The sequence below is a fragment of the Herminiimonas sp. GW821-FHT09C12 genome, assembly GCF_059416385.1.
Genome location: NZ_JBWKPC010000001.1, coordinates 1,106,269 through 1,132,155, shown reverse-complemented (window position 1 = coordinate 1,132,155; position 25,887 = coordinate 1,106,269). Strand labels below are relative to the sequence as shown.

The window sequence follows — 25,887 nt, the reverse complement described above, 5'->3', positions numbered from 1 at the left end:
AAGCAATAGAACAGAGTGATCAAACCCTGTATAAAGAAACTTCGGCAATCGTTGTCACGACGGATGCCATCCTTGCCAACTCACACAGGAGTTCGTCATGCAAAAACTGTCACTCGCACTATTGAGCATCGTCGTTATTACCGGTTGTGCATCAATGTCAGGCTCCGGCCCTATAGCGGTCGCCAACATGGCACCCACGCAAGGCAACAAGGCGCACGGCACTGTGTCCTTTATCAAAAAAGGCGATCAGTTATTGGTGGATGCACGTCTGAGCGGTTTGCCGCCTGGCCCGCACGGCTTCCATATTCATGAAAAAGGCGATTGCAGCGCGCCTGATGCGATGAGCGCCGGCGGCCACTTCAACCCGACGGGCAAGCCGCATGGTGACCCTATGCATGGTGAACATCACGGCGGCGATCTGGGCAATATTGTTGCCGACGCCAACGGCAAGGCTGAATTGCAGTTGAGCATCCCGCTCAGTGAAGTCAATGTCAGCAAGATGAGCCCATCGAGCATCGTGGGTAAAGGCTTGATCGTCCACGCTGATCCTGATGATTACAAAACGCAACCGACCGGCAATTCAGGTAAACGTCTGGCATGCGGCGTCATCAATTTGACCTAAGTCACGGTACGGATACAGCAAATGCTCACGAACTGTCGCCGAAGTGCGACAGTTCGCTCAAGTCACCCAGCTACAACACCGGACTGAACAAGCGCGCCACGTGTATGGCGACTCTATATAGATAAGGCAAGTGTACGTAGTCATTGCCGCCGATCTCGACAGCTTGCTCAAAATCCTTGCGCAGCATCGCCTCTACCTCTCCCGCAAAAGTCTCATCGACGTTAAGCGCACTGATCTCGAAGTTGAGCCGCAGTGAGCGGTTATCCAGATTCATGCTGCCGACTACGGCAGTATCGTCATCGATCAGCATGACCTTTTGATGCACAAAGCCGGGCTGATAGCGGAATACGCGTATCCCGGCGCGCACCGATTCATGCGCGTACAAGGTCGACGCCATATATACAGTGCGATGATCGGGACGCGAAGGAATCAGGATGCGAACATCGACGCCACGGAACACTGCCAATTGCAATGCGGCGTTCAAGGCGGAATCCGGCACTAGATAAGGTGTGCTCAGCCAGATGCGCTCACGCGCAGCGTGTATCAGTTGCACGAAGAATAGCGAACAAGTCTCTTGCTCATCGGCCGGGCCGGTTGCGGCAATCAGGCTGGTCGCCGGACCGTCGGTGACGCGTGGTGCCAACAGTTGCAATTGTTCGCCAGTGATCCAGTGCCAGTTCTCATCGAATGCCATTTGCAGATCGGCGACTGCCGGGCCTTGCAACTCCATGTGCGTATCGCGCCATGGCGACAGCGGTGGTTTTTTGCCGAGATATTCATCACCGACATTCAAGCCACCGACAAAGCCGCGCCAGCCATCGACGACCACGACCTTGCGATGATTGCGGAAGTTGAGTTGCAAACGATTCTTCCAGCGCCGTGTTGCGAAGGGATGCACTTGCACGCCGCCGGCACGCAAGATGGCGGCATAGCTGTTGGGCAGCGCGTGACTGCCGACGCCGTCATACAGCAGATAAACACGTACACCTGCCGCAGCACGTTCAAGCAACGCCGCTTGCAGTCGGCGACCAAGCTCATCGTCGTGTATGACAAAGAATTGCACCAACACGTAATGTTCCGCTGCAGCGATGGCCTCAAAAATCGCATCAAAGGTAGTCGCGCCATTGATCAGCAGACGCAAGTGATGACCGCTCAGGAAAGGAACGCCGAGCATGGCGCTAATCGCCGCGTAACGTTGTGCATCCGGATGCGGTGGATACTGCGCGCTCCGTGCCTGACAATTTGCATCGGCCAAAGTGCGCTTGCGTGCTTGTCGTGATTGATGCAGTTCGGCGTAGCCGGAAAAATGTTTACTGCCGAGGAAGAGGTAAGGCAGCAAGGTGAAGTACGGCAGCAGTATCAAGCCGAAAACCCAGGCGACTGCACCTTGCGGAGTGCGCGTATGCATCAAGGCATGTGCGGCAGCGAGGATGCCGGCCGCATGCAAGAAGAGGATGACTATGGAAATCAGGCCAAGCGGTACATGCGACATGCAGTCATCTCCCGTGTTGGTATGAATCCATTTTAACCAATAAGCCTGGCCTTCAATACAAACTCTTGGCGAGCTAAAGATTGCGCAGATGTGTTTTTCTTTATCTAGCGACGTCGGACAACAGACAAAACGCAGGCCATCGCAATAAAATCTGCCTAAACGATGAAAACCGGCGTAATGTTTTCAACCGAACACACCATTTCCAGCAATACCGCAGACGTATCATCAATACCGACCATCACTTGACGCATCAATCAGATCGAACAAGGAGGCACATTGAGTCGTGCAAAAGTCCTTATCATTGCGACGCTGCTGGCGGTGATCGGCGTTCTGATCCCTATCTCTGCCACGCTTTATCTGTCCTGGGTACGCGCCTCCAATCTTGAGCAGGAGCGCTTGCTCTCCTTTGCCCAACGCGGACTTGAGCGCGCCCGCATTTCCTTTAGCGATGCCCGCAAAGCACTGGATGCGGGCGAGCTTCTGACTGCCGCACCCTGTTCGGAACAGCATATCCGGCAAATGCGGATTATTGCCATGAATACCCGCAGCATTGAAATCCTGGGATATTTTGAAGATGGCTTGTTGAAGTGCGCTACCGGTGGCGTCGTAAAAAACAAAGTGCCGCAACCGCCAGCCGACTTTATTACCCATGATGGCATCGAGCTTAGTTTGAACGTAGTCCCTGCGATCAGTGGCGGCAAGGGTATGGTTGGACTGTCATACAAATCGTATAAGGTACTGATCGATCCTGCGCGTTTTGCCGACATCATTCTCGATCCCAGTATTCAATTGGCGGTCACGACCGCGGATGGGAAAATATTAGGCACGCTGCACGATCCCGATCCGGCGCAAGTCCATTCCCTGCTGCAAACGAAGAAGCAGAACAAGGATTACCTCGCCACCGTATTGCCCAATGCAGATCTGATTGCAGTGGTGATAGAGCCTGAGGGCAATATCGCCGCAAGCCTGCAGAGCGAGATCAAGGTGTTGCTACCACTAGGCGTTTTAATGGCGGCCTTTATCGTCGGCTTGGTGGTCTGGTTTTCACGCAGGCGTTTGTCGCCGCTGGGTGAATTGAAGATCGCAGTGGAGAAACGCGAGTTCATCGTGCATTACCAACCGATCATGGAACTCAAGACCGGGCTATGCATCGGTGCGGAAGCGCTGGTGCGCTGGCAGCGGCCGGATGGTCAGATGACGCGACCGGATTTATTCATTCCATTGGCGGAAGAAAGTGGCGTGATTCTGCCGATCACAGATCAAGTCATTGATGCCGTAATCCACGACATGCAAGCAGTATTGGTGGCGGATCGTGATCTGCACATCGCTATTAATATAAGTGCGCAGGATATTCGAACCGGGCGCGTTCTGGATGTGATGCAACACGCGCTATCCAAGACCGACATTCAAACGCAGCAAATCTGGCTGGAGGCAACCGAGCGCGGCTTCATGGATATTGATGCTGCACGTGCGACTATCGATCAGGCGCGCAAGATGGGACACGCGGTGGCGATAGATGACTTTGGCACCGGCTATTCCAGTCTGTCTTATTTGCAGGGCTTCCCGCTGGATGCCTTGAAAATTGATAAATCGTTTGTCGATACCATCGATACCAACTCGGCGACCAGCAGCGTGACCTCGCACATCATCGATATGGCCAAGACACTGAAGCTGAAAATTGTGGCGGAAGGTATAGAGACGCAAGCGCAAGCGGATTATCTACTGGCGCGCGAAGTTGATTATGGTCAGGGCTGGTTGTTTGCCAAAGCGTTGCCGGCGGAGGCTTTCATCGCCTTCTATAAAGAGAACATCCTGCAAGGCAAGCGCTTGAATTGAAACGCTTTGTATTGCTGACTTACTTGTTCTGGATGACTTGATAGCCATCCCAATCGCCGCGCACGCTCTTGTCTATCTTGGCGCAGAAACGTATTTCCTGCTCCACTTCGCAGGTAATCACGTCGGCATTGGCACCGCTCTGCCGTAGCTTGGCGATATCTTTGGTCAGCTTGGCTTTTTCTTCCCGCATGTCTTGTATCGAGAATGGGCTGGGTACGTATAACCATAGCCCTATCGCCATGGCGATTGCCGGAATAAGCAGCCAGCGCATGTAGCCCTTGGTGACTTCCTGCTCTTTGGTCGATGTGCGTTTTGCGTTGCCGTTTAATTCTTCGATCCGCTGATTAAGCGTAACGATGGCATTGTTCATTGCCTTCCGGTCGCGCGCGATATCTTCCAGCAAGGTATTGATCACAGCAGGCTGCGGTTCCTCTTTCATGTCGCGGCTTTCTTTTCTTGCCATAAAAAAAATAGGCTCCCGAAGGAGCCTAGAAAGTTGAGATCGTTTTACTACTAGGGGAAACTAGTACTTAAGCGTGTGCAGCTGATGTACCGTTGGCGGCAGCTGCAGCATTCTCATTCGCCAGCTTCTCCTTGGACAACGCGACGTGTTTTGCCAGCGTTGGTCGGAGGGCTACGATAGCGAGAATCGCGGCAGTGATATCCATACATGCAACCGTGTACAGAACGGTAGACCATGTGCCTGTTGCTTCCATCATCAAGTTACCGACTGGAACGAACAGAGCGCCGATACCTTTAGCGGTGTACAACACGCCGTAGATCTTACCGATGTGCTTGGTGCCGAATGCATCGCCAGCCAGAGCCGAGAACAGGGAGTAAACTTCGCCCCATGCCAGGAACACGACGCCGGACAAGATCAAGAACGCCCATGGGTTGTGACCGAAGTAGCCCAGAGCAATAATGCCGAAGCCTTCCAGTGTGAACGCGATAACCATGGTTTTTTCACGGCCGATGTTGTCTGAGATCCAGCCAAACAATGGACGGGAGATACCGTTCATGATGCGATCGAGCATCAGTGCTAGTGGCAACGCAGCCATGACAAAGAAGTGCAAGTCGACTTCGAACTCTTTAACACCCAGATCGCTAGCGATAACGCCGAGCTGAGCAACAGCCATCATGCCGCCGGTAACTACGCAGATGAACATGAAGAACATGAGCCAGAACAGTTTGGTGTTCAGTGCTTCTTTCAACGTGTAATCGCGAGTTGCTTGCGCCAATTTGCTCGATGCGCTGACTTCACCTTTAGCTGGCGAACGCAGGAACCATGCAGCGATAAATGCCAGGCCGCCTTGCAAGATACCGAAGAACAGGAAGGTTTCTTGGAAACCCGACGATTCGATCATTGCTGCGATAGGCAGAATCGTTGCTGCAGAACCAGCACCGTAACCACCAGCGGTCAAGCCAACTGCCAGACCACGACGGTCCGGGAACCATTTCAACGCGTTGTTGATACAGGTTGCGTAGATCGAACCGACGCCGATACCACCGAACACTGCGCCGACGTAGAAGCCGGTCAGGGAGGTAGCTTGCGAGTTCAAGTACCAAGCAAAACCGATGAACAATGCACCGAATGCGACCATCAGGCGTGGGCCTAATTTGTCGATGAAGTAACCTTCAATTGGTGCGAGCCAGGTTTGTACCAGAACGAAAATGGTAAATGTGATTTGAATTTCTGCGCGTTTCCAGCCGAATTCTTGTTGAATTTCTGGAACGAACAATGTCCATGCGTACTGAATGTTCGCAGTTGCGATCATACATACGACGCCGACGACCAACTGCCACCAACGCTTGTTGGAGACTGGTTTGTCTAATGCTAATGCTGGTCCGCCGCTCATTTGGATACTCCTGAATTAAAAAATGCCTTCATTTTTCTTCCTCATGTTCGCCACTGTTTGTATTTTTTACAAAACAGACAACGATTGATAAATTTATGTGTTCGCATACTGCTGCAAAGACACGCGCAGAATGTTGTTTTTAAGGCAGTCATTTTATGAATCGGTCGTAGTGCCGTTCCGCCTTCTGCTCTCGCAATCCTTATCGAATCACCAAAGCAGTTTTCTTAACTTAATTCTCACCTTCACTTTCGTGAAACAAACCATTTTCTGAGCTGATGGCCCAGCCTTTCCTAAACTTTGCCGCAGTGCGTTCCACCTATGAGCGGGGAACATTTCGACTGCCGGATAGGTTGGCAAATGTCGACGCGGAGCAGTTTAGGGAAGATGAGAAAGGCTGGTTGCCCATCTCAGCATAGGGTGAAGCTAACGTTAAGATTTCGTGACGATACGTAGTTACCATTGGCCGAACAATACGTACTTATACGTAGCTGTAATACGTGATTACCCTTAAAAAATCGACTTTTTTGGCCTTCTGCTGCGTTGCGATGAATGCCTGATATTCATAAAATTTATAATGCAAATCGCCCGCCAAGCCGCGTCATTTATAGGAAAAACCGAATTCGCAATTACGCAAAAAATCGCCCATCTTGAAAATTTTCCGGACGCACATTTACACGCAATTGCTGCGTCGCAGCATGGCGATTTTTTTCTAAATTTATTCAGTGAGTTGTAAATATGGAATGTCTTTTTACGGGATTTGTTGTGCCATCCAAACAGTCATGACGCAAACACCGACCAACAAAACAGTGATTGCAGTGCAGCATCACGATTTCTTTGTAATCACATCGGAATTTATGATTGGCTCTTAATTTTTGCCCTCGTTATAGTCCGGACAGAACAGCTACGCGCTGTCCATACACGAGGAGACACAATGAAATTTACAGCACGTCATACGGTGCTTGCATCGCTTCTATCGCTGGCATTCGCCGGCGCTCACGCGGCACCTATCACCATCATCACGTCCTTCCCGAAAGAAATCACCGAGACCTACAAGAAGGCTTTCGAGAAGAAATACCCGGACATCAAGGTCGAAGTCCTGAACAAGAACACCAATGCTTCATTGGCATTCATCAAGGAAGTCTCGCCAGGACAACGTCCTGACATCTTCTGGGCGTCCGCGCCTGACGCGTTTGAAGTGCTGTCGCATGACAAGCTGCTGGAAAAAGCGCCTGAAGTAAAAAATCCAAACGCGCCTACCAAGATCGGCAACTATCCACTGAACGATCCGGATGGCATGTACTACGGCCAGGCCTTGTCGGGCTACGGCATCATGTGGAACACGCGCTATCTGGCTGCGAACAAATTGCCTGTGCCTAAGGAATGGAGCGATCTGACCAAACCGGCTTACTTCGGTCACGTTGCATTCAGCGCGCCATCGCGCTCCGGCACTTCGCATCTGACGGTCGAAACCATCTTGCAAGGCGAAGGCTGGGATAAGGGTTGGGCACAGATGCTGGAGATTTCCGGCAATTGCGCGCAAATCACGGAACGCTCCTTCGGCGTACCGGACGGCGTCAACAGCGGTCAATTCGGTGTGGGTCTGGTGATCGACTTCTTTGGTCTGGCCGGCAAATACAGCGGCTTCCCGGTCGACTTCGTGTATCCAAGTGTCACGGCAGTGGTACCGGCCAGCATTGCACTGGTAGCCGGTGCGAAGAATCCAACCGATGCGAAAAAGTTCATGGCCTTTGCCTTGTCGAACGAAGGACAGGAAGTATTGCTCGATCCAAAAATCTCGCGCATGCCTATCGTCCCTTACGACAAGCTGAAAACCAAAGTGCCGCCAGGCTATCCGGATATCTTTGCAGTCGCGAAGAAGTCCAAGGTGCAATTTGATTCCATGAAGGCACAAGCGCGTTATCACGTCGTGACGTCGATGTTCGATCAAACGATCACCTTCCGTCTTAAAGAATTGCAAGCTGCAACCAAGGCAATTCAAGAAGCCGAGAAAAAACTGGCAGCGAAACCATCGCCACAAGCAGCCGCACTGATCAAGCAAGCGCGTACGCTGGCTTATTCACCGCAGGTTGATGTGCAACTGGTAGAGCAACCGGCCTTCCTCGAACTGTTCTCCAAAACCTTGTCGAAAAAAGGCAGCGGCGATGCCAACAATCGTCAGGTATCTGCATTGGAAGAACAATGGAGTTCCAAAGCCAAGGCTAATTACCAAAAGGCAGCGGAACTGGCGCAACAAGCATCAGCGGCGATCAAGTAATCAACTAGCGCAGCGTTGCGCTAGCGAACGGGACGAGTCCACTGGTTCACCATGGATTCGTCCCTCATCCATCAGCTATTCCGTACAGACATTCTCAGTGCACAGGCACCGAGAAGGACACCACTATGAGATTTCGATATCCAATTGCGCCAACCCTGATCGCGATCATCATCGCCGCGATACTGTTGACGTTCCTGATTCTGCCGGTCGGCACTGTCATCCTTTCTGCCTTCGGCACGGATGGCAACTTCACGCTGCATCACTTTGTCACCTTCTTCGAGCAATCGCTGTTGCGCGAATCCTTTATCAACAGCTTGAGCGTTTCCTTGCTGTCGGTATTGTTTGCCTCGATGATCGCGATCCCGCTCGCTTATCTGACGGTACGCTTTGAATTCCGCGGCGCCATTCTGATCCAGACCTTGGGCGTGCTGCCACTGATCATGCCGCCCTTCGTCGGTGCGGTCGCATTGCAATTGATCTTCGGTACCAATGGCAGCATCAACTTGCTGCTGAGTGAATGGTTCGACTTCAAGATTCCGATCATGGATGGGCTGAGCGCCATCGTGTTTGTGGAAAGTATTCATTACTTCCCATTCATCTTGATGAATCTGATCGTGTCCCTGCGCAACATCGACGGTGCGATGGAAGAAAGCGCATTGAATCTGGGCGCAAAAGGTTTCCGTCTGTTCCGCCGTGTGATTTTCCCATTGGCGATGCCTGGCTTTATCGCTGGCGCGGCGCTGGTCTTCGTCAAGGTCTTCGATGATCTGGGTACGCCGCTGGTGTTGGGTACGACCAATATGCTGGCACCGCAAGCTTACTTGCGCATCACTTCAGTCGGCCTCGACGATCCGCTCGGCTACGTGATCTCTTTCATCATGATCGGCTTCTCCATCCTCGCATTGTGGATGTCGGCGCGCGTACTCAAGGGCAAGGATTACTCGACTACGCAAAAAGGCGGCAGCGCCATTCAACGTCGCAAGCTGAGCAAATGGCAATCCTTCATGGCGTATGGCTGGATCGCCATCGTGTTGCTGGTGGTCTTGTCACCGCACCTCGGCATCTTGCTGTTGTCGCTGGCTAGCGTCTGGAGCTTCTCGGTATTACCGGATGCATACACGCTGCAACATTACACAACGGTGGTATCGAACTCCGGCAGCATGATCAGCAACACCTTGCTGTATTGCGGCTTGGCAGCCTTGATCGACGTGGTGCTCGGTACTGCTATCGCGTATCTGATTTTGCGTACCAAGATGGTTGGTCGCCAATGGCTGGATTATGCAGCCAGCGCTGCGATGGCTATTCCTGGCGTCGTGCTCGCGATCGGTTATCTGCGTTTGTTCAAGGACGTGATGATTCCTTTCACCGATACGCTGTTCACTCAGACCTGGGTGTTGATCATGATTGCGTATGCCATCCGCCGTCTGCCATATGCGCTGCGCTCTTGCATGGCAGCACTGCAGCAAATCAACGTCAGTCTGGAAGAAGCCGCAGAAAGTCTGGGCGCATCCAAGGCCAGCACGATCAAACGCATCGTGATTCCGCTGATGGCGGGCGGCATCTTGGCTGGTTTCGTCACCAGCTTCATCACTGCTGCGGTTGAATTGTCGGCCACCATCTTGCTGACTTCCTCCGAATCGCAAGCGCCTATGAGCTACGGCATCTATCTATATATGCAAAGTATTGCGGGTCGTGGACCTGGTGCAGCACTAGGCGTGTTGGCCGTCATCATCGTCGCGCTCGGCACTTATGCATCGCATGTGGTCGTCGAACGGACCTCGGCGCTGACCAGATCAAAGCGCATTGAAGACGAAGAGCTGCCGCCACTGGCGAACCTCACACCAGGCCTGCCGACAGGCACGATAGCAACTAATGAAGTGAAAGCGACATCATGAAACAACTCAAAAAAATCGCAGTCGAGTGCAAAAACATCGGCCTGTCTTATGACGGTGGCAAAACAGAAGTATTGAAAGACATCAGTCTGCGCATAGAGCCGGGCGAATTCTTCGCGCTACTGGGTCCATCCGGTTCCGGCAAATCCACGCTGTTGCGTTTGATCGCCGGCTTCAATCAACATCAACGCGGCCAATTGCTGGTTGATGGCAAAGACATCACCGGCGTGCCACCGCATGCGCGCAATATCGGTATGGTGTTCCAAAGCTATGCACTGTGGCCGCACATGACGGTGTGGGACAACGTCGCTTTCGGTTTGGTTGAGCGCCGTATGGACAAAGCCACCATCAAGCAAAAGGTAGGCGCAGTACTGGAATTAGTCAGCTTGTCGCAATTCGCTAATCGTCGTCCAAACCAACTTTCCGGCGGTCAGCAACAACGCGTGGCCTTGGCGCGCACTGTCGTGATCGAGCCGCAAGTATTGCTGCTGGATGAACCTTTATCGAATCTGGATAAAAAATTGCGCGTGCAAATGCGTGAAGAATTATTGTCGCTGCAACGTAAGCTCGGCATCACCACCGTCTTCGTCACGCACGATCAGGAAGAAGCAATGACGACCGCCGACCGCATGGCGGTGATGGATAAAGGCATCGTGCAGCAACTTGGCACACCGGCCGCGCTGTTCGATTACCCGGCCAATCCTTTTGTCGCGAATTTTGTCGGCACCACTAATCTGTTGTCCGGCGAGATCGATCACATCAGCGGCGACACTTTGCGCTTCCGTGCACCCGGCATCGGTGACATCACCTTGCCGAAACATCCATCGGCACGCGCCGGTCGCGTGGCGATCAGCTTCCGTCCGCACACGATCAAGATGATCGTCGGCGATGCGGTGCATGACGGCGCTTACATCTGGCTCAACGGTGCGGTCGAGCACAGCGAGTTCCTCGGTGAGTTCACACGTTATCGCGTGCGCGTCGGTGAAGCCATCATCACGGCTGATCAGGCGCATTTCTCCGGCATGGCGCAGTTCGCAGATTCAGCATCGGTGCGTTTGGGCATCGATGCATCGCAGATACGCTATTTGCCAGCTTGATCAAATCGTTTAGCGAGGGCGTGAGAGCAATCAGTTCACGCCTTCGTAACGCTATCGATTTGTTGCCGATTCCCCGCGTCGCCGTCTACACTGCATGCAAGACCATTTGCCTCGCGTACTTGCGTGGCGCGAGAATTTTGCAGAACAAGACCGGCCGTTCGCGATGAACACAACAATACCGTTCGGCACACCGGGCTCAAGCAGACTGATGCAAATCGGCTGGATGTAAAAAGGGAGCGCACGCCGCCTATGGAAATTTATCAACTTCGAACCTTTGTGACAGTTGCCAAGCTTGGGCACATCACCAAGGCTGCGGAAACGTTGCACGTCACACAACCGGCAGTGACCGGGCATATCAAGGCCTTGGAGCAGGAACTCGGCATAGCCTTATTCGACCGCAGTCATGGCCGCATCGCATTGTCCAAAGATGGTGAGCTATTGCTGCCGGAAGTGGAACGCACGCTCAGCGCCTTCAATGCCACGCTCGCCAAAGCCAAGGAAATCAAGGGTGAAATCACCGGCCGCGTATTGATAGGTACTTTGGGTGACCCAGATTTTTTACGCTTGGGTAGTTTTCTCAACGGCTTGATGGCCGCCTTGCCGCTACTGGAAATCAAAACGCGCTCTGTATTGGCGGGCGCTATTCTGGAAGGCGTCGCCAGTGGCGAAATCGCTGCCGGCTTCTATATCGGTACCGTCAACAATCGCGATGTCGCCAGCCTGCCCTTACGCGGTGTGCGCTATCGCGTGGTCGCTCCTATCAGTTATGCGAAGCAGCTTTCTACTTGCGGCTGGAAAGATATCGCGGCGATGCCGTGGATAGGCGCGCCGGATAAAAGTCATGTCCATCAATTATTAGTTGCGATGTTCGGCCGTCAGGGCTTGCAAGCCAACATCGTGATGGAAACCGACGAGCTGACCTCACCACACAGCTTGGTGCGCGCCGGCGTCGGCCTGGCGCTGATGCGAGAAGATCTGGCGCTGGTAGCTGCGGAGAAAGCGGAAATCGTGATCTGGAGCCATGCGACCGTCGAGACCCAACTGTCCTTCCTGTATCCAGTCGCTGCCGAGTTCGAACCGGTGATCGTCGGCATGCTGTCTATCTTGCGCGATGCCTGGGGCGCAACGGTTTAGTCACTCAACTATCAGGCAATCACGGCAAGCCCAGCTCGGCGCGCAATTCTGCGCGGGCTGCCGCATAGTCGTTTTGAAACGCCGGATTCTGCTGGATCAAGACCGCAATCATCGTCGCCAAACGCTGCCCTGCTGCCACGTCGCTCGGATAATGCACACCACCGATAACGCGATTCTCGCCAAATGCACGGGCACGCGCAAAAATCTGCTCGCTCTTCTCCGGCACCATGTCTGCCAAAACGATGCCGGACAGGTAACTGAAAGTGGCATGGCCGCTAGGATAAGAACCGCTGGAAGAATATTTGGTGACCGGATGAATACGCGCATCGGCTAGCGGTGGACGCACACGCTTCCACTTCTTCTTACCTTGTTTATCCAGGCCGTTGCCGGTCTTGTACAAGTTCGCAAACAATCTGGCCGTCTTGGGCAAAAATTCCTTTTCGAACTTGTCACCCATCACATCGGCAAAACGGAAAACGCTTTGATCCAGATCGGCAGCCGCCATCTTGGCTTGCTCCCGCGTACGATGTTTTTGCAGTGACAACATGTATGCAATCTCGCGTTTGGTGGCAGCCTCATCCGGCGGCGGCCCCAGGAAACGCGTGGTATCGATCTGCTCAGGACTGAGGTAAACCTGCTGTTCCGGCGCGGCAATTGCCTTTTCATTGGCAAGCGGTGCACTGGCGGACAACGGTGCTTGCGTCGCACATGCGGTAAGGAAAACAACAAGAAGCAAGCCGTAGAATTTGCTGATCATGTGCATGAAAGGTCTCCAGCCGTTTTTATAAAATTGGGCTATCTTGCTCCTGCTCAAGCCTGTTCCGCAAGCAGCATAAAATGACAGATGCACAAGCTTGCATGCCAGAAAAACCTGGAAAGCTCCTCTCAGCCACAAGCGTGACCAACACATAATTATTAAATTGCACTTAAAACAGCGCCGCCATGCGCAAATTCTGCGAATAACTTTACAAAAGATCAGTCAAACAAAAATCCTCAGCACGTTCATAATGGCAGCAGTTTCCATTTGCTGTAGAACATGAAGTCCAACCCGACTCTAGCCAACAAGCGCGCTCGCACTGCCATCGGCATCGGGCTCTCACTGCTGATACATGCTCTGATCCTGCTCTATGCGCTGGATCGCCCAACCGTGCGCGTTGCAGAATCAGGTGATTCGCCGACTGCGCCGCTGACGGTCAACTTGATTGCACAAGCACCCGCGTCCAAACCGGCAGCAGCATCCGCAATTACACCACCAGCATCGCAAATAAAAAAATCCGGGCAACCGAACGAGACCAAACAGGCAAAGTCCAGCCCACAGAAAAAATCTTCACCTAGCAAGACGAATGAGGTGGCCAAGGCCAAGCCGCCACCTATCGCGCCAAAATCGACCAGCACCGCGCCTTTGCCGCCAGACATGTCCGACATGATCCAGGCGGCACGTGAGCGTCGCCGTGCCGCCGGCATCATGGAGCCGGATTCCAGCGACAGGCAGCCAGCACAAGATGACAACGCGATTGCGCGCGCCAATATTGCCGAGATGATGCAAAGACAATCGCGCGGTCGCAATGAGTCCGGTGGCGTGTTTCAAATCACGTTCAAGGGTGTGCGCACGGCGGAATTTTTATTCCGTGGCTGGGATGTACGCCGCAGAACCACTTCGCGTCAGTTGATTACCGTTGATGCCGGACCTACCCTCGACATTGATACTGCCATCGTGCGGCGGATGATCGAATTGATACGTATCTACGAAAAAGGCGATTTCAGCTGGAATTCGCCACGGCTAGGTCGCGTCGTTATTTTGTCAGCACGTGTGCAAGACAGTGCCGAGCTGGAAGAGTTTTTGAAACGGGATTTCTTCGAAGTCACCCGTTAGGCGATTCTTATTTACAGGACTGCACCGGAATACAAGCATGTACTCCGGCGCCGTTCCCTCACTGATGGCGCTGCCGCCACAAAGTCACACCCACCATCACCGTCGTCGTCATCAAGATAGTCACGACACTCATGGCCATGCCCTGCCCGACCGAACCTTGTTCAAACTGACGCCAGATAAACAGCGATGTGGTTTGAATACCGGTTGGGGCTAACAGCAACGATGCCACCAACTCGCGTGACGCCACCGCAAACACCAGCAACATCGCCGCCAGCAAACTCGGGAACACCAGCGGCAATAAAATCTTCAGCAAAGTTTGACGCAGACTCGCACCGTGCACGCGTGCCGCTGCTTCCATATTGTCACCAATCTGCGCGAAGGCAGCACTCGCATAGCGCACCGGATACGGCAACAGCAAGCAGCAATACGCCAGCAACAGAATCACCCAACTGTTATACGGCGTCACTGGCCAGAACGATTGATTCCACGCCAGGATCAAACCGACTGCCACCACGATGCCGGGCAAAGTATTCGGCATGACAGACAAGGCATCCAGCAATACGCGTCCTCGCATCGAAGTTTTCACCACGCAGTAAGCAGCCAGTAAACCCAACAAGCCCGTCAACAATGCAGTTGCAACACCCAATGCCGCACTCGTACCCAATGCTTGCAAGGCTGCATTACCACTAGTAAAGATCGCGTCGAAATGCGTGAACGATAAATTGTCGCGCTGTAATCCGCCCGACAAGGTGCGCATGCATGCCGTGATCACGATGGAAAACAAAGGTGCGCAAGTTGCAACCAATGCCACCGCTGCGAACAAGATAGTCACCGGCCAACGCCAGATGCCCAAAGGACGCAGCGACATATCGCTCGGTTTGCCGTTCAACGTTTCAAATACCTGCTTACCCTGTATGCGACGCTGCAACCAGAATGCCAGCATCGCCAATATCACCAACACCACTGACAAAGTGGCAGCGCCTGGCAAATCAATCGGCCAATCAGAGAAGCGACGTTCAATCCCGGTAACCAGTACAAAGAAACCAGCGTTGGCCGCCAGCGCTGCCGGCGTACCGTATTCCTCTATCGCCATCGCAAAGACCAACAACAGACTAGCTGCAATACCGGGAGTCGCCAGCGGCAGCGTGATGCGGAAAAAACATTGCCATGGCGAGCCGCCACAAACACGACCGACATCCGCCAAACGCGAACCGGAACTGGCGATGCTGCGCGACACGGCAAAATACACGACAGGAAAAACATTCAGCGTCATCACGAAGACCACGCCACCGAATGAAAACAGAAACGAAGCAGCGTGTATTCCAACTAACTGTTCAACATATCCATTCGGCTGCAGCATCATGATCCAGCCTAGCGCCGCGATGTAAGGCGGAATCATGAAAGGCACCAGGAATAGCAAATCCCACAAACCGGCGAACGGTAATTTGAACAAACCGCGCAAAGCACCCAATGGAATACCAATTGCAGCGCTCAGTAAAACGACGCAGACACCCAGCCGCAAAGTATTGAAGGTCAGGCCGAGCAAAGCCGGATCGCTGAAGATGACGGCCAGATGCGATAAAGGTGCCAGCAGCGAACCATTGGCCAGCTCAGGAAAAATCGCCTGCAACAAAACAAAGGCCAGCGGCAATGCCACCACTATCAATAAAGCCGCCGTCGTACCGCCTATGATCAGCGGCGTGCCATTCACTCCACGCATGACTTACTTGCGACCAAACAAAGTCGAGAAGCGATGCAGCAGTGCAGCACGTGATGCGTAGTTGGCATCGCCTTCGGCATCCGGCAACAACTTGATCTCTTTCAGAGTCTGGCGTTTGGCTGCAATGTCCGCACGCGCCGGAATCAGGTAAGCCTCTGCCACACGCGCCTGACCTTGTGGCGACAAGACAAAGTCGATGAACTTGCGTGCATCATCCTGCGCCTTCGACGATTTCAAAATCATCATCGGACGCGGTGCAACGACGGTGCCGCTTTTCGGGAAGATCACTTCTATGCTTTCGCCTTTGGCCTGGCTACCCAAGGCAACATAATCAACCGCGCCGAAGACTGCAGCCTTCGCACCTTGCAAGACTGGATTCATCGCCTGCGCATTCGGACCAGAAATGACCATGCCGTTGGCTTTCAATGCAGAAAACAATTGCCAGGCTTTTTCGCTTTGACGACTTTGCAGACCTGACAGCAAATCCAGCGACGCGCCAGATTGTGATGGATCAGGCATGGTGACCTTGTCCTTGAATGGTGCTTGCGTCAAATCAGTCCAGTCCGTTGGACGTGGCGTACCGCTCTTGGTATTCCATACGATGGACAACACCGATAAACCTTGTGCCACATACGCTGGCTGCTTGAAGCGGGCCGGCACTTGCTGCGCGTTCGGGCTTTGATAGTTCAGCAACCAACCGCGTTTATCCAGATCCTGCGCGCTATCCCACGATGCCGAGATGACGACGTCGGCACGCGGATTGGAAGCTTCGGCCTGCAAGCGTGCCATGACTTTGCCGGTATCGGCCTGGAATACATCGACCGTGACGCCGGTGCTTGCCTTGAAATCTGCGGCTAACGTTTCGATCAACTTGCCGGGACCTGCGCTATAAACGGTTAACGCCGATGCGTGAGGTGCAGCAAATACTGCTGCCAGCGACAGGCAAGCGACGGTGTATGGCATTAATTTTTTCATGAGTGTCCTATTACTTATTCAATGATGGGCCGCAAGCGGCCGTTGTACTTGCGAGGTTCAGGCAGCTTGTGGCAACCAGCGCAGACGCTGCCAGTCCACCGTCAGATCTATGATTTGACCGTGCGATAAACGCGTATCGGTGGTCAAGACCAAACCCTTGGGTGCGTCGGCAGTACGTATTTCAGTAATGAAGCGTCCATTGCGATAGCGCTGCATCAAGACTTCACCGCGAAATGCGTGTGTTGTATCCGATGCCAGCGACAATGCCGATTGCGGTATGAATAGATGCTGTGCGTCTACTGCAGAATTTTGTGCAAAACGTGGATGCCAGGAATGCGGAACTTCCTTTGCGTGCAGCAAGGTGCCCAGCTTCAGGAATTCAGCAATCAAGGTATTGGCCGGTTCAGTGACCAGCATGTCCGGCGTGGCCAACTGACGTATCCGCCCGCCCTGCATCACGGCCACCACATCTGCCAGAGCAAACGCTTCTTCCTGATCATGCGTAACGTAGACGGCTGTCGTGCCCATCTCGCGCAACAGACCGCCGATTTCATGACACAAGCTTTCGCGCAAATCTCTATCCAGATTCGATAAAGGCTCATCGAACAACAAGACTTGCGGCTCGGCCACAATCGCACGTGCCAATGCCACGCGCTGCTGCTGCCCACCAGACAAACTGGAAGGATTACGATCTTCGTGATTCTTCAAGCCGACGATTTCCAGCGCACGCGCTACACGCGGATCGCGCTGCTTCTTCGGCATGCCGCGCATTTCAAGCGCGAAGGCAACGTTCTTGCCGACGCTCATGTGCGGCCACAATGCGTAATCCTGAAACACCATGCCCAGACCACGCGCTTCAGGCGGCAAAAAGTGACCGTCACCGGCCACCAGTTTGTCGCCAAAGAGTATGCGTCCGTGTCCAGCTGCGACTGGCAACAACCCTGCCAGCAACTTCAGCAAGGTCGTCTTGCCGCAACCGGATGGGCCGAGCAAAGCCAGTACCTGGCCGGGTTCGAGATGTATATCGATCCGATCAAGTACCGGGTTTTGCGCAAAGCGATGGGTCAGGCCATCGATGGTGATCGATGTGCCTGCCTTCTTTTTGACTAGACTCTCTGTCATTGCTTACACATCAGAATGTGTGGCGAATGCCAGCCATCGTGCCGAACTGATTCTCACCAGCGGCGATATCCTTGGCAAAACCGTTGACACCGAGGTTCGAGCCATTCTTGTTCATCGCATAGGAGTTGATCAGATACAAATCAGTACGCTTGGACAAGGAATACTTGACCATGGTGATGATGGACGATGGATCTTTGTTGGAATTTTTAACGTCGGTTTTGTAATACGAACCGCTCAGTTGCAAAGCACCCGTCACTTGATAAGTCATACCGATCCAGGACATATTGGTACGCACGTCTGCTGTGCCTACGGTTTCTTGCTTGCGTTGCAGATAACCGCCCAATACTTCAGCCGAACCAAACTTGTAACGCGCACCGAAGGTCATGTGCTTGTCGGTATTGTTTTCCAGTACTGCGGTCTGGCCATTTTTTTGGTCATAGACGACAGCGGCGCGTAAATCGCCGCCGTTATATTGCAGACCGCCGCCAACTTGACGACCGGCTTTGCTATGACCAGCAACTTCGCCACCTTTAGTCGAGTCGTAACCAGTGCTGTAATAAGCGGAAGCATCGAACGCGCCGAATTTACCGATGTATTTAACGGAGTTGTCCATACGATCCGAGAATGACTCGTCATGCACTTTGGACGACCATGTCGCGTTATCCATGGTGTTGTACTTGCTCATCCATTCCAGCATCAAGCTGTTCTGACGACCCAACAACAAGCTGCCCCAGGAACCTTGCAAGCCAACAAAAGCCTGACGTCCGAATGCGCGACTACCTTGCAGGAATGCGCCGGTGTCATAAGAAATACCGCTTTCCAGAACGAAGACTGCTTTCAAGCCATTACCCATATCTTCCGTACCACGGAAGCCAAGACGCGAACCGGACAGATTGCCCGAGCTCAAGCGTGTCAGGTTCGAATTGGAACCAGTAGTTGCATGGTTGATGACTTCCATACCAGCATCAGCGATACCATAAATTTCTACGTTGCTTTGTGCTGCGGCGCTACCGGCCAGCAACAATGATGCGACAGCGGCGCTGATCGCGACGCTGAGTGTTTTTGACTGCATTGAATTCCCCTGGTGTAAAAAAGAAGTCGCTCTGTTAGTGACAGAACGAAGCCATGCGCCGTTATCGCAACGCCGTGCGATTCGATAGGTGAGTAATCCCTGTATGTTTCAACCCAACAGCGACGTGAAGAATAAGAGGGAAATATTTCGTGTTGATGACAGTTGTGTGACGTGTATTGTTTGTTCCGAAAAACAGACAGCGACAACGCACGATGATCAGCGAGTACCAGCTTGCGTCAAACACAAAGTAATTGGCATGCGGAAAATATTTTTTGTTCGACAAATTAAATTCGCATGTCGAAACAATTCCTTACACTTCAGCCGTAATCCTTGTCAGCAAAGATGCTGCGCGCACGTTGATGTACAGGTGGTGACATACAAACCGCAACAACTCAATTAACGCTCAAGGAGTACATCATGCTGAACACAAAGAATCTGCGTAAAACCTTTGCCTTGATCGGCGTCGTCGGCATGCTTGCCGCTGTTACCGGCAATTCATTTGCGGCAACTGAATTCCAAAAAGATCATCCACGTCGCGCAGAAGTGAACCATCGCCTGGAAAATCAGGACAAACGTATACACAATGAAGTAAAGACCGGAAAAATCTCCAAGGCGCAGGCAAAACAGCTGCACCATGAAGATCACCAAATCCGTAAAGAAGAACACGCGATGGCGAGCCAGAACGGCGGCCATATCACCAAGCAAGAACAACGAACCTTGAATCAGCAAGAAAATGGCGTCAGCAAACAAATCGGTCACTAATCATCTACATCGATTCGAGATAATTGTTATCGTGTCTTGATGGTGGATCAATGAAAAAGCCTGCATAGGCTTTTTCATTTTTTAACAGCCAGCAATATTGTGATTGCAGCAAGAAAGTATCTTCCGCTGCAATAAGGAATACAGTTCTTATTCGCTCATCCTGTCTGGAGACATGACGTGCACTTCCCCACTCGCTTTGCCGCTCTGTTCATCGTCGCACTGTGCACATTCAATGGGCATGCAGCGAATGTCTCGCAAGATCAGCAAGTATTGCTGGTGCTAAACAGATTGGGCTACGGCCCCAAACCTGGTGATATAGAGCGCGTCAAACAAATCGGGATCACGCGCTACATCGATCAGCAATTGCATCCTGAAAACATTCCCTTGCCGGCAACGTTGGTCGCGCGACTCGATGCGCTGGATACCGTCAATCAGGCCGATGGCATCCTCCTCGGCGACTTCTTGTCCTTGCGTAAAGCCGCGACAGTGCAAAAGGATGAAGATGCCAAACAGCAGCAACGTGCATTTGTCACGCGATTGACGGATCAAACTGCTGAAGCGCGCTTTGCACAAGCCATCGATAGTCCGCGTCAGTTGCAGGAAGTGATGGTTGATTTTTGGCTCAACCATTTCAATGTATTTTCCGGCAAAGGTCTGGATCGCGCACTGGTCGGCAGTTACGAGCGCGATGCGATACGTCCTTACGCACTGGGATCGTTCCGCGATCTGCTAGGTGCGACGGCCAAACATCCGGCCATGTTGTTCTATCTGGATAACTGGTTATCTACTTCTGCCGAATATCAGGCGCGCAGAAAGAATGCGCAGAATTCCGGCTTGAATGAAAACTACGCGCGCGAATTGATGGAGTTACATACGCTGGGCGTGGATGGTGGCTATAGCCAGAGCGATGTCACCGAACTGGCGCGCATCTTCACCGGCTGGACTTTCGATCAGCGCGATATGGTGATGAATAACCGTACCTTCCGCTTCGACCCGCAACGTCATGACAATGGTGACAAGCAATGGATGGGACAGCACATCGCGGCGCAAGGTCAGCAGGAAGGTGAAAGAGCGCTAGACATACTCGCCATGCATCCTGCCACTGCGCGCCACCTGAGTTATCAGCTGGCGCAATATTTTGTGCAGGATCAACCACCGCCTGCATTGGTGGAACGTCTGTCGCGTCGCTATCTGGAAACCGGCGGCAATATCCGCGAAGTCTTGCGTACCTTGTTCAACAGCCGCGAGTTCATGGCGCAGGCAGGCACTGGCAGCAAGTTCAAGACGCCATATCAATTCATCGTCTCTGCCGCACGTGCCGGACAAGTGCAATTTACTAATGTACGTCCGTTTCTCAACGCATTGAATCAACTCGGCATGCCACTCTACGGTTGCCAAACACCAGACGGTTATAAAAATACCGAAAGCGCCTGGCTGAATCCGGATGCACTGACACGTCGCATCGCATTTGCCAATGCGTTGGCAGGCGGTCGCCTACCTTTGAACAAGATCAACGACGATGCACAGGCGATGAATCCGCCCGCGATGCAAAGCCCACCGCCACTGAATACCGATGCCTTGCTCGATACCTTGGGCCCTGGTATCTCGGCCCAGACGCGTACGACGATAGACAACAATCCGGCCAATTTGCGCAGTGCGATGGTGCTGGGCAGTCCGGATTTCATGCAGCAGTAAGCCAAATTTATTGGGGCGCACCATGCAACGCAGAGATTTTTTACACATGATGACGGCCGCCGGATTGATGATCCCGGTTGGTCAATCGGCCTGGGCCGCAGTCGGCGGCGACAATCAAAACACCAATCGCAAATTGATAGTCGTCATGCTGCGCGGCGCAGTGGATGGCTTGAATGTGGTCGCGCCTTATGGTGATGCCGACTATGCACGACTACGCCCGACCATCGCGCTGGCACGGCCGGGACAAGAAAACGGCGTGCTCGATCTGGACGGCTACTTCGGCCTGCATCCAGCATTGGCACCACTGCAAACGCTGTGGGAAGAAAAGAAACTGGCCTTTGTCCATGCCAGTGGCTCGCCCGATCCAACACGCTCGCACTTCGACGCGCAAGACTATATGGAGTCCGGTACGCCGGGCAGAAAGTCCACGCAAGATGGTTGGCTCAATCGCATGTTGACGGTATTGCCAGGCAACGCATCGCCAACCCGCGCCGTCAGCATAGGTCCGGTGATGCCGCGCATACTCAGTGGACGTGCTTCTGCCACCAATCTGGCCTCTGGCGATGCAGACACCAAAGCCAATCTGCTGGATAAACCGCAAGTCGGCACGGCCTTCGATCAGCTGTATCAAGACAGTGCACGATTTTCTCGCACCTATCAGGATGCAAAGGATGCGCACAAGGAAGTCATGAGTGCGTCGCTGGAAAATGAAATGCAGATGGCCAACAATGGCGCGCCTTTGCCGAATGGCTTCCCTAAAGATGCAGCACGCTTGGCGACCTTGATGCGCAACGATTCTAAGATACAGATCGCTTTTTTCGCGCTCGGCGGTTGGGATACGCATGCAAATCAAGGCGCAGGCACAGGACAACTCGCCGGTCGGCTTGCACCGCTGGGGCAAGGTTTGGCAACGCTGGCGCAGCAACTCGGTCCGATGTTTAAAGACACGACCGTCATCGTGATGTCCGAATTCGGTCGCACGGCACGCCAGAACGGCAACGGCGGCACCGATCACGGTCACGGCAATGTGATGTGGTTGCTGGGCGGTGATATCGCCGGCGGCAAAGTGTATGGCGACTGGAAAGGTTTATCGTCAGCCGGTTTGCATGAGGATCGCGATGTGCCGGTGACAACGGACTTCCGTTCGGTATTGGCGCAGATTGCAGAGCGTCATTTGTATTTGAATGATCGTCAGTTGACGCAACTGTTCCCGTCTGCGCCATCAATGGAGAGTCGGATCAACTTCATGCGTACCTGATCTAATACAACGCTATAAAAAAAGCCGCTGAGTGAGCGGCTTTTTTTATCAGGCAATTAAAGTATCGCGGATACCGCCGGATGCGGGATATGCGTCATCGAGCTTCTTTCCAGCACGCGCAAATCGCTATCGAGCTTGTACACCAGCGGCACGCTATTTGGCACGTCAAAGCGAGCGACTTCTTCATCCGGCATGTCTTCCAGCAATTTGACCAAGGCGCGCTGACTATTGCCGTGCGATGAAATGATCACGTCCTTGCCTTGTCGCAAGACCGGCGCAATCATGCCGTCCCACAATACCCGAACACGTTCCACCGTATCTTCCAGCGACTCACCCAATGGCAGCAATTCGCGTGACACATCGTCATAACGTGCTTCCTGCTGCGGTGCCCGCGCATCGTTGGCATCCATCAAAGGCGGACGGCTGGCGAAACCACGACGCCAAGCCCACACTTGTTCTTCACCAAATTTCTCTATCATTTCGGCACGGCTGTGACCGGTCAATGCGCCGTAATGCCGTTCATTTAGACGCCAATGACTGATGATGGGCGTAAACATCGCATCCATTTCATCCAGTATCAGCCATTGCGAACGGATCGTTCTTTTCAGCATCGAGGTAATCGCAAGATCAAAACGGAAACCGGCTTGCGCCAGTGCACGGCCAGCGCAGCGCGCCTGCTCTATGCCATTGGCTGTCAGGTCGATATCTGCCCAGCCGGTAAAGCGGTTTTCCCTGTTCCACTGTGACTCGCCATGGCGAACAATCACCAGATTACCCATTGCTTTTCTCATATTGAAGCGACAAAGCATGAAGATTAACTGAGTTTCGTCTAGGCGGCATGGACTTCATCGGTTTCTGAGTGATTTTTCCTGCCGGATTTATTGCCATTCCTATATGCCTGCAGATAAAAAATTGCCGCCCGGTTTTAAGCAGGCGGCAATAAAGAGCAACGTCAAATCATCGTTGCACCGTGCAGAACACGGTGCAAGCGTCTTACTTAAAACGAATAACGTGCGGTCAACTCTACACTGCGCGGTGCGCCAGGCAAGATGCCGACATCGTTATTAGCCGAAATGTAATAACGCTTGTCGAAAATATTCTTGAGGTTAAGCGCAAGACTTAAACCTTTAGGCGTAGGACGGTAATACGCGGCCAGATCGACGGTCGTAAATGCAGGCAGCTTGATCGCATTATCAATAGCAGCATAGTTGCCACCACGATAGGTCACACCGCCACCAACTTGCACGCCCGGCATCCACTGCTCGATAGATTTCAAGGTCCACAAACTGGCAGTATGACGCGGTGTCAATGCCAATGTTTTCCCTTGAAGCGGTGACGCTACTGCACCCGGCAATGGTGCAGTCGTCGTCCCCACTGCCTTGGTAACCTTGCCATCCATGTAGGAATAACTTGCGATCATCTGCCAACCACGCGCAACCTCACCGTTCATGCTCAACTCCAAACCTTTGGTTTGTTGTTCGCCTATCGGAATCAAAAGAGCAGTGTTATTCGGATCGGTGATTTTGACGTCGCTGCGTGTCAATTGATACACCGCTGCGTTGAAACTGGCAGCACCGTTAAACAAATCTATCTTGGTACCAACTTCCAGGTTCTGCGTTTTTTCCGGTGCAAGCTGCGCGTTGTTGGCAGCGACTGCGCCACCTTCACCCGAAGGCTGGAAGGATTTGGAAACCGTCGCGTAATAACTTTGTGTCGTCGTTGGCTGCCAGACTATGCCCGCACGCGGTGAGAACGCATTGTCGGTACGATCCAGGCTTGCGCCTATCTGATTGTCATAACGCTGGCCGAAGCGATCGAAGCGCAAACCTAGCAAGGTCTTGATCTGCGGCGTCCACGTAATCAAATCCTGTATGTAGGCAGCTTGCGTACTCAGGATCGCGGTTCCCTTATTTTGCGGTGCGGTTGTCACCGTAAACGGCAAGTTTTGCGGTAATACCGGATTGAACAACGAGGTCTGATAGTAATTTGCAGCAAGAGCATTGTTAACGTACTGGTATTTGTTTTGCTCGCCGAACTCCACACCGGTCAACAATTGATGCTTGGTATTACCCCACGTCAGATCATGTGTGAATTCCGATTGATTGAACCAGCCATATTCATGACGCGTGATATTGCCGCGCTGGAAGTTCAACAGCGGATTGGCCACAGTACCGGTGATGCTGATCACACGCGTGTGATTACGATCCAGCGTGTAGTCAAAGTAACGAAAAGTATTGGTGAATGAAGTCGTATCCGAAATCTTTTGCTTGTATTGCGCAGTCGTCGACTTCACTTCCGATTCGGTATAATCATTCGGGTAAGCATTACTTGCGCCATAGTACGTAGATGGGGCAACGTTAAGTGGCGAACCATTAAAGCCAGGAATACCAAAATCGATAGAACGCTTTTGATGCTGGTAATCAAACTGCAGCAACAAACTCTGTGCGCCATCTTTCCACACCAAGCTAGGCGAAATATCCTTGTTTTGTACATAGCCCTGATCGCGATAGCTGCCCGAATCTTCATACGCGCCATCCAGACGAATCGCCACGGTGTCGCTGACCGGACGATTAACGTTGAAGTCAGTACGACGCAAATCGAAGGAACCTACCGTGACGCCTATCTCTGCCGATGGTGTAAAGCTAGGCTTCTTGGTAATGCGATTGATCAAACCGCCAGATGAGCCGCGCCCGTACAATACAGCTGCCGGCCCTTTGAGTACTTCGATGCGGTCGATGTTGTACAGATCGCGGAAATATTGCGAATCGTCGCGCACGCCATCAAGCAAAATATCGTACAGCGCAGTAAAGCCGCGAATCACGAAAGCATCACGTTGACCGTCGCCAGTCGCCAGACCGATGCCGGGAACGTTCTTGAGTACATCGGATAATGTACGTGCACCCTGATCGCGTATGACTTCCGACGTGATCACGTTGATGGTTTGCGGCACATCTTTTTGCTGCGCATGAATTTTGAGTGCGGTACTGGTATCGGTCGGTGCGTAATTCTCGCCATGTTCGTGTGGCGCGATGACTTCGATTTCCGGTAATCGATCATCTGCGTATGCAGCCTGCATAGGTAAACCGTTGACGATGGCAAAGGCCGCGACCGCAATAGTGCGTAATCGCAATGAGTGATTCATAAATCCTTGGGGCGTGGATAGTTTGCTGCGGGCTGGCTAGGCAACAAATTTTGGCTGGCTGGCA

The 25,887-nt window shown here is 52.8% G+C and carries 20 protein-coding genes; 10 read left to right on the top strand and 10 right to left on the bottom strand.

Annotation, left to right across the window (positions count from 1 at the left end):
- Positions 1-97 precede the first annotated feature (97 nt).
- Positions 98-622 (top strand): superoxide dismutase family protein, encoded by a 525-nt coding sequence (locus AC07N2_RS05325; protein WP_494777339.1) that lies wholly within the window; start codon positions 98-100, stop codon positions 620-622.
- A gap of 70 nt (positions 623-692) precedes the next feature.
- On the opposite strand, the gene cls is transcribed toward AC07N2_RS05325, so the two are convergent.
- Positions 693-2,114, bottom strand: a complete 1,422-nt coding sequence (cls, locus tag AC07N2_RS05320) for a cardiolipin synthase (protein WP_494777338.1) — start codon at positions 2,112-2,114, stop codon at positions 693-695.
- 276 nt (positions 2,115-2,390) lie between these two features.
- On the opposite strand from cls, the gene AC07N2_RS05315 reads away from it, so the two are divergent.
- Positions 2,391-3,950, top strand: a complete 1,560-nt coding sequence (locus AC07N2_RS05315; RefSeq protein WP_494777337.1) for an EAL domain-containing protein — start codon at positions 2,391-2,393, stop codon at positions 3,948-3,950.
- A 19-nt stretch (positions 3,951-3,969) separates the two neighbouring features.
- Here AC07N2_RS05315 and AC07N2_RS05310 read toward each other — a convergent pair whose 3' ends face one another.
- Together AC07N2_RS05310 and oxlT are read right to left on the bottom strand one after the other, a co-directional pair.
- Positions 3,970-4,389, bottom strand: a complete 420-nt coding sequence (locus AC07N2_RS05310; protein WP_494777336.1) for a hypothetical protein — start codon at positions 4,387-4,389, stop codon at positions 3,970-3,972.
- A 91-nt stretch (positions 4,390-4,480) separates the two neighbouring features.
- Entirely contained in the window at positions 4,481-5,806 is a 1,326-nt protein-coding gene (oxlT, locus tag AC07N2_RS05305) for an oxalate/formate MFS antiporter (protein WP_494777335.1), read from the bottom strand.
- 931 nt (positions 5,807-6,737) lie between these two features.
- Here oxlT and AC07N2_RS05300 point away from each other — a divergent pair.
- The 4 genes from AC07N2_RS05300 (at position 6,738) to AC07N2_RS05285 (ending at position 12,204) form a co-directional block, all read left to right on the top strand.
- Positions 6,738-8,081, top strand: a complete 1,344-nt coding sequence (locus AC07N2_RS05300) for an ABC transporter substrate-binding protein (protein ID WP_494777334.1) — start codon at positions 6,738-6,740, stop codon at positions 8,079-8,081.
- Between the two features lie 125 nt (positions 8,082-8,206).
- Positions 8,207-9,976 carry an ABC transporter permease gene (locus AC07N2_RS05295; protein ID WP_494777333.1) on the top strand — a complete coding sequence of 590 codons (1,770 nt, stop codon included), beginning with the start codon at positions 8,207-8,209 and terminating at the stop codon, positions 9,974-9,976.
- Positions 9,973-11,070, top strand: a complete 1,098-nt coding sequence (locus tag AC07N2_RS05290; RefSeq protein WP_076592959.1) for an ABC transporter ATP-binding protein — start codon at positions 9,973-9,975, stop codon at positions 11,068-11,070. Before AC07N2_RS05295 ends, AC07N2_RS05290 begins: the two co-directional genes overlap by 4 nt.
- A gap of 249 nt (positions 11,071-11,319) precedes the next feature.
- Complete coding sequence (locus tag AC07N2_RS05285) at positions 11,320-12,204, top strand: LysR family transcriptional regulator (protein ID WP_494777332.1); 885 nt, start codon at positions 11,320-11,322, stop codon at positions 12,202-12,204.
- 19 nt (positions 12,205-12,223) lie between these two features.
- Here AC07N2_RS05285 and AC07N2_RS05280 read toward each other — a convergent pair whose 3' ends face one another.
- Positions 12,224-12,967, bottom strand: coding sequence for a phosphatase PAP2 family protein (locus AC07N2_RS05280; RefSeq protein WP_494777331.1), 744 nt, complete (start codon positions 12,965-12,967; stop codon positions 12,224-12,226).
- Between the two features lie 273 nt (positions 12,968-13,240).
- Between AC07N2_RS05280 and AC07N2_RS05275 the strand changes: the two genes are divergently transcribed.
- Positions 13,241-14,077, top strand: a complete 837-nt coding sequence (locus tag AC07N2_RS05275; protein ID WP_494777330.1) for a hypothetical protein — start codon at positions 13,241-13,243, stop codon at positions 14,075-14,077.
- Between the two features lie 58 nt (positions 14,078-14,135).
- Here the strand turns inward: AC07N2_RS05275 and AC07N2_RS05270 are convergent, their stop codons facing one another.
- Genes AC07N2_RS05270 through AC07N2_RS05255 form a run of 4 tightly spaced genes read right to left on the bottom strand, consistent with a single transcriptional unit; the run spans position 14,136 to position 18,966 of the window.
- Positions 14,136-15,797 carry an ABC transporter permease gene (locus AC07N2_RS05270; RefSeq protein WP_494777329.1) on the bottom strand — a complete coding sequence of 554 codons (1,662 nt, stop codon included), beginning with the start codon at positions 15,795-15,797 and terminating at the stop codon, positions 14,136-14,138.
- Between the two features lie 3 nt (positions 15,798-15,800).
- On the bottom strand, positions 15,801-16,772 hold the full coding sequence (locus AC07N2_RS05265) for an ABC transporter substrate-binding protein (protein WP_494777328.1): 972 nt from the start codon (positions 16,770-16,772) through the stop codon (positions 15,801-15,803).
- 57 nt (positions 16,773-16,829) lie between these two features.
- A complete protein-coding gene (locus AC07N2_RS05260) occupies positions 16,830-17,894 on the bottom strand; it encodes an ABC transporter ATP-binding protein (RefSeq protein WP_494777327.1) in 1,065 nt (354 codons plus the stop codon).
- Between the two features lie 10 nt (positions 17,895-17,904).
- On the bottom strand, positions 17,905-18,966 hold the full coding sequence (locus AC07N2_RS05255; RefSeq protein ID WP_494777326.1) for a porin: 1,062 nt from the start codon (positions 18,964-18,966) through the stop codon (positions 17,905-17,907).
- Positions 18,967-19,437: 471 nt separating this feature from the next.
- On the opposite strand from AC07N2_RS05255, the gene AC07N2_RS05250 reads away from it, so the two are divergent.
- The 3 genes from AC07N2_RS05250 to AC07N2_RS05240 all read left to right on the top strand — a co-directional run bounded on the left by AC07N2_RS05250 (position 19,438) and on the right by AC07N2_RS05240 (position 22,681).
- Entirely contained in the window at positions 19,438-19,728 is a 291-nt protein-coding gene (locus tag AC07N2_RS05250; protein WP_494778120.1) for a hypothetical protein, read from the top strand.
- A 177-nt stretch (positions 19,729-19,905) separates the two neighbouring features.
- Entirely contained in the window at positions 19,906-21,423 is a 1,518-nt protein-coding gene (locus AC07N2_RS05245; protein WP_494777325.1) for a DUF1800 domain-containing protein, read from the top strand.
- 22 nt (positions 21,424-21,445) lie between these two features.
- Positions 21,446-22,681 carry a DUF1501 domain-containing protein gene (locus AC07N2_RS05240; protein ID WP_494777324.1) on the top strand — a complete coding sequence of 412 codons (1,236 nt, stop codon included), beginning with the start codon at positions 21,446-21,448 and terminating at the stop codon, positions 22,679-22,681.
- 56 nt (positions 22,682-22,737) lie between these two features.
- Here the strand turns inward: AC07N2_RS05240 and gpmA are convergent, their stop codons facing one another.
- Both gpmA and AC07N2_RS05230 read right to left on the bottom strand, forming a co-directional pair.
- Positions 22,738-23,460, bottom strand: a complete 723-nt coding sequence (gpmA, locus tag AC07N2_RS05235) for a 2,3-diphosphoglycerate-dependent phosphoglycerate mutase (protein ID WP_494777323.1) — start codon at positions 23,458-23,460, stop codon at positions 22,738-22,740.
- A 218-nt stretch (positions 23,461-23,678) separates the two neighbouring features.
- Positions 23,679-25,823, bottom strand: coding sequence for a TonB-dependent receptor (locus tag AC07N2_RS05230; RefSeq protein ID WP_494777322.1), 2,145 nt, complete (start codon positions 25,821-25,823; stop codon positions 23,679-23,681).
- Positions 25,824-25,887 lie beyond the last annotated feature (64 nt).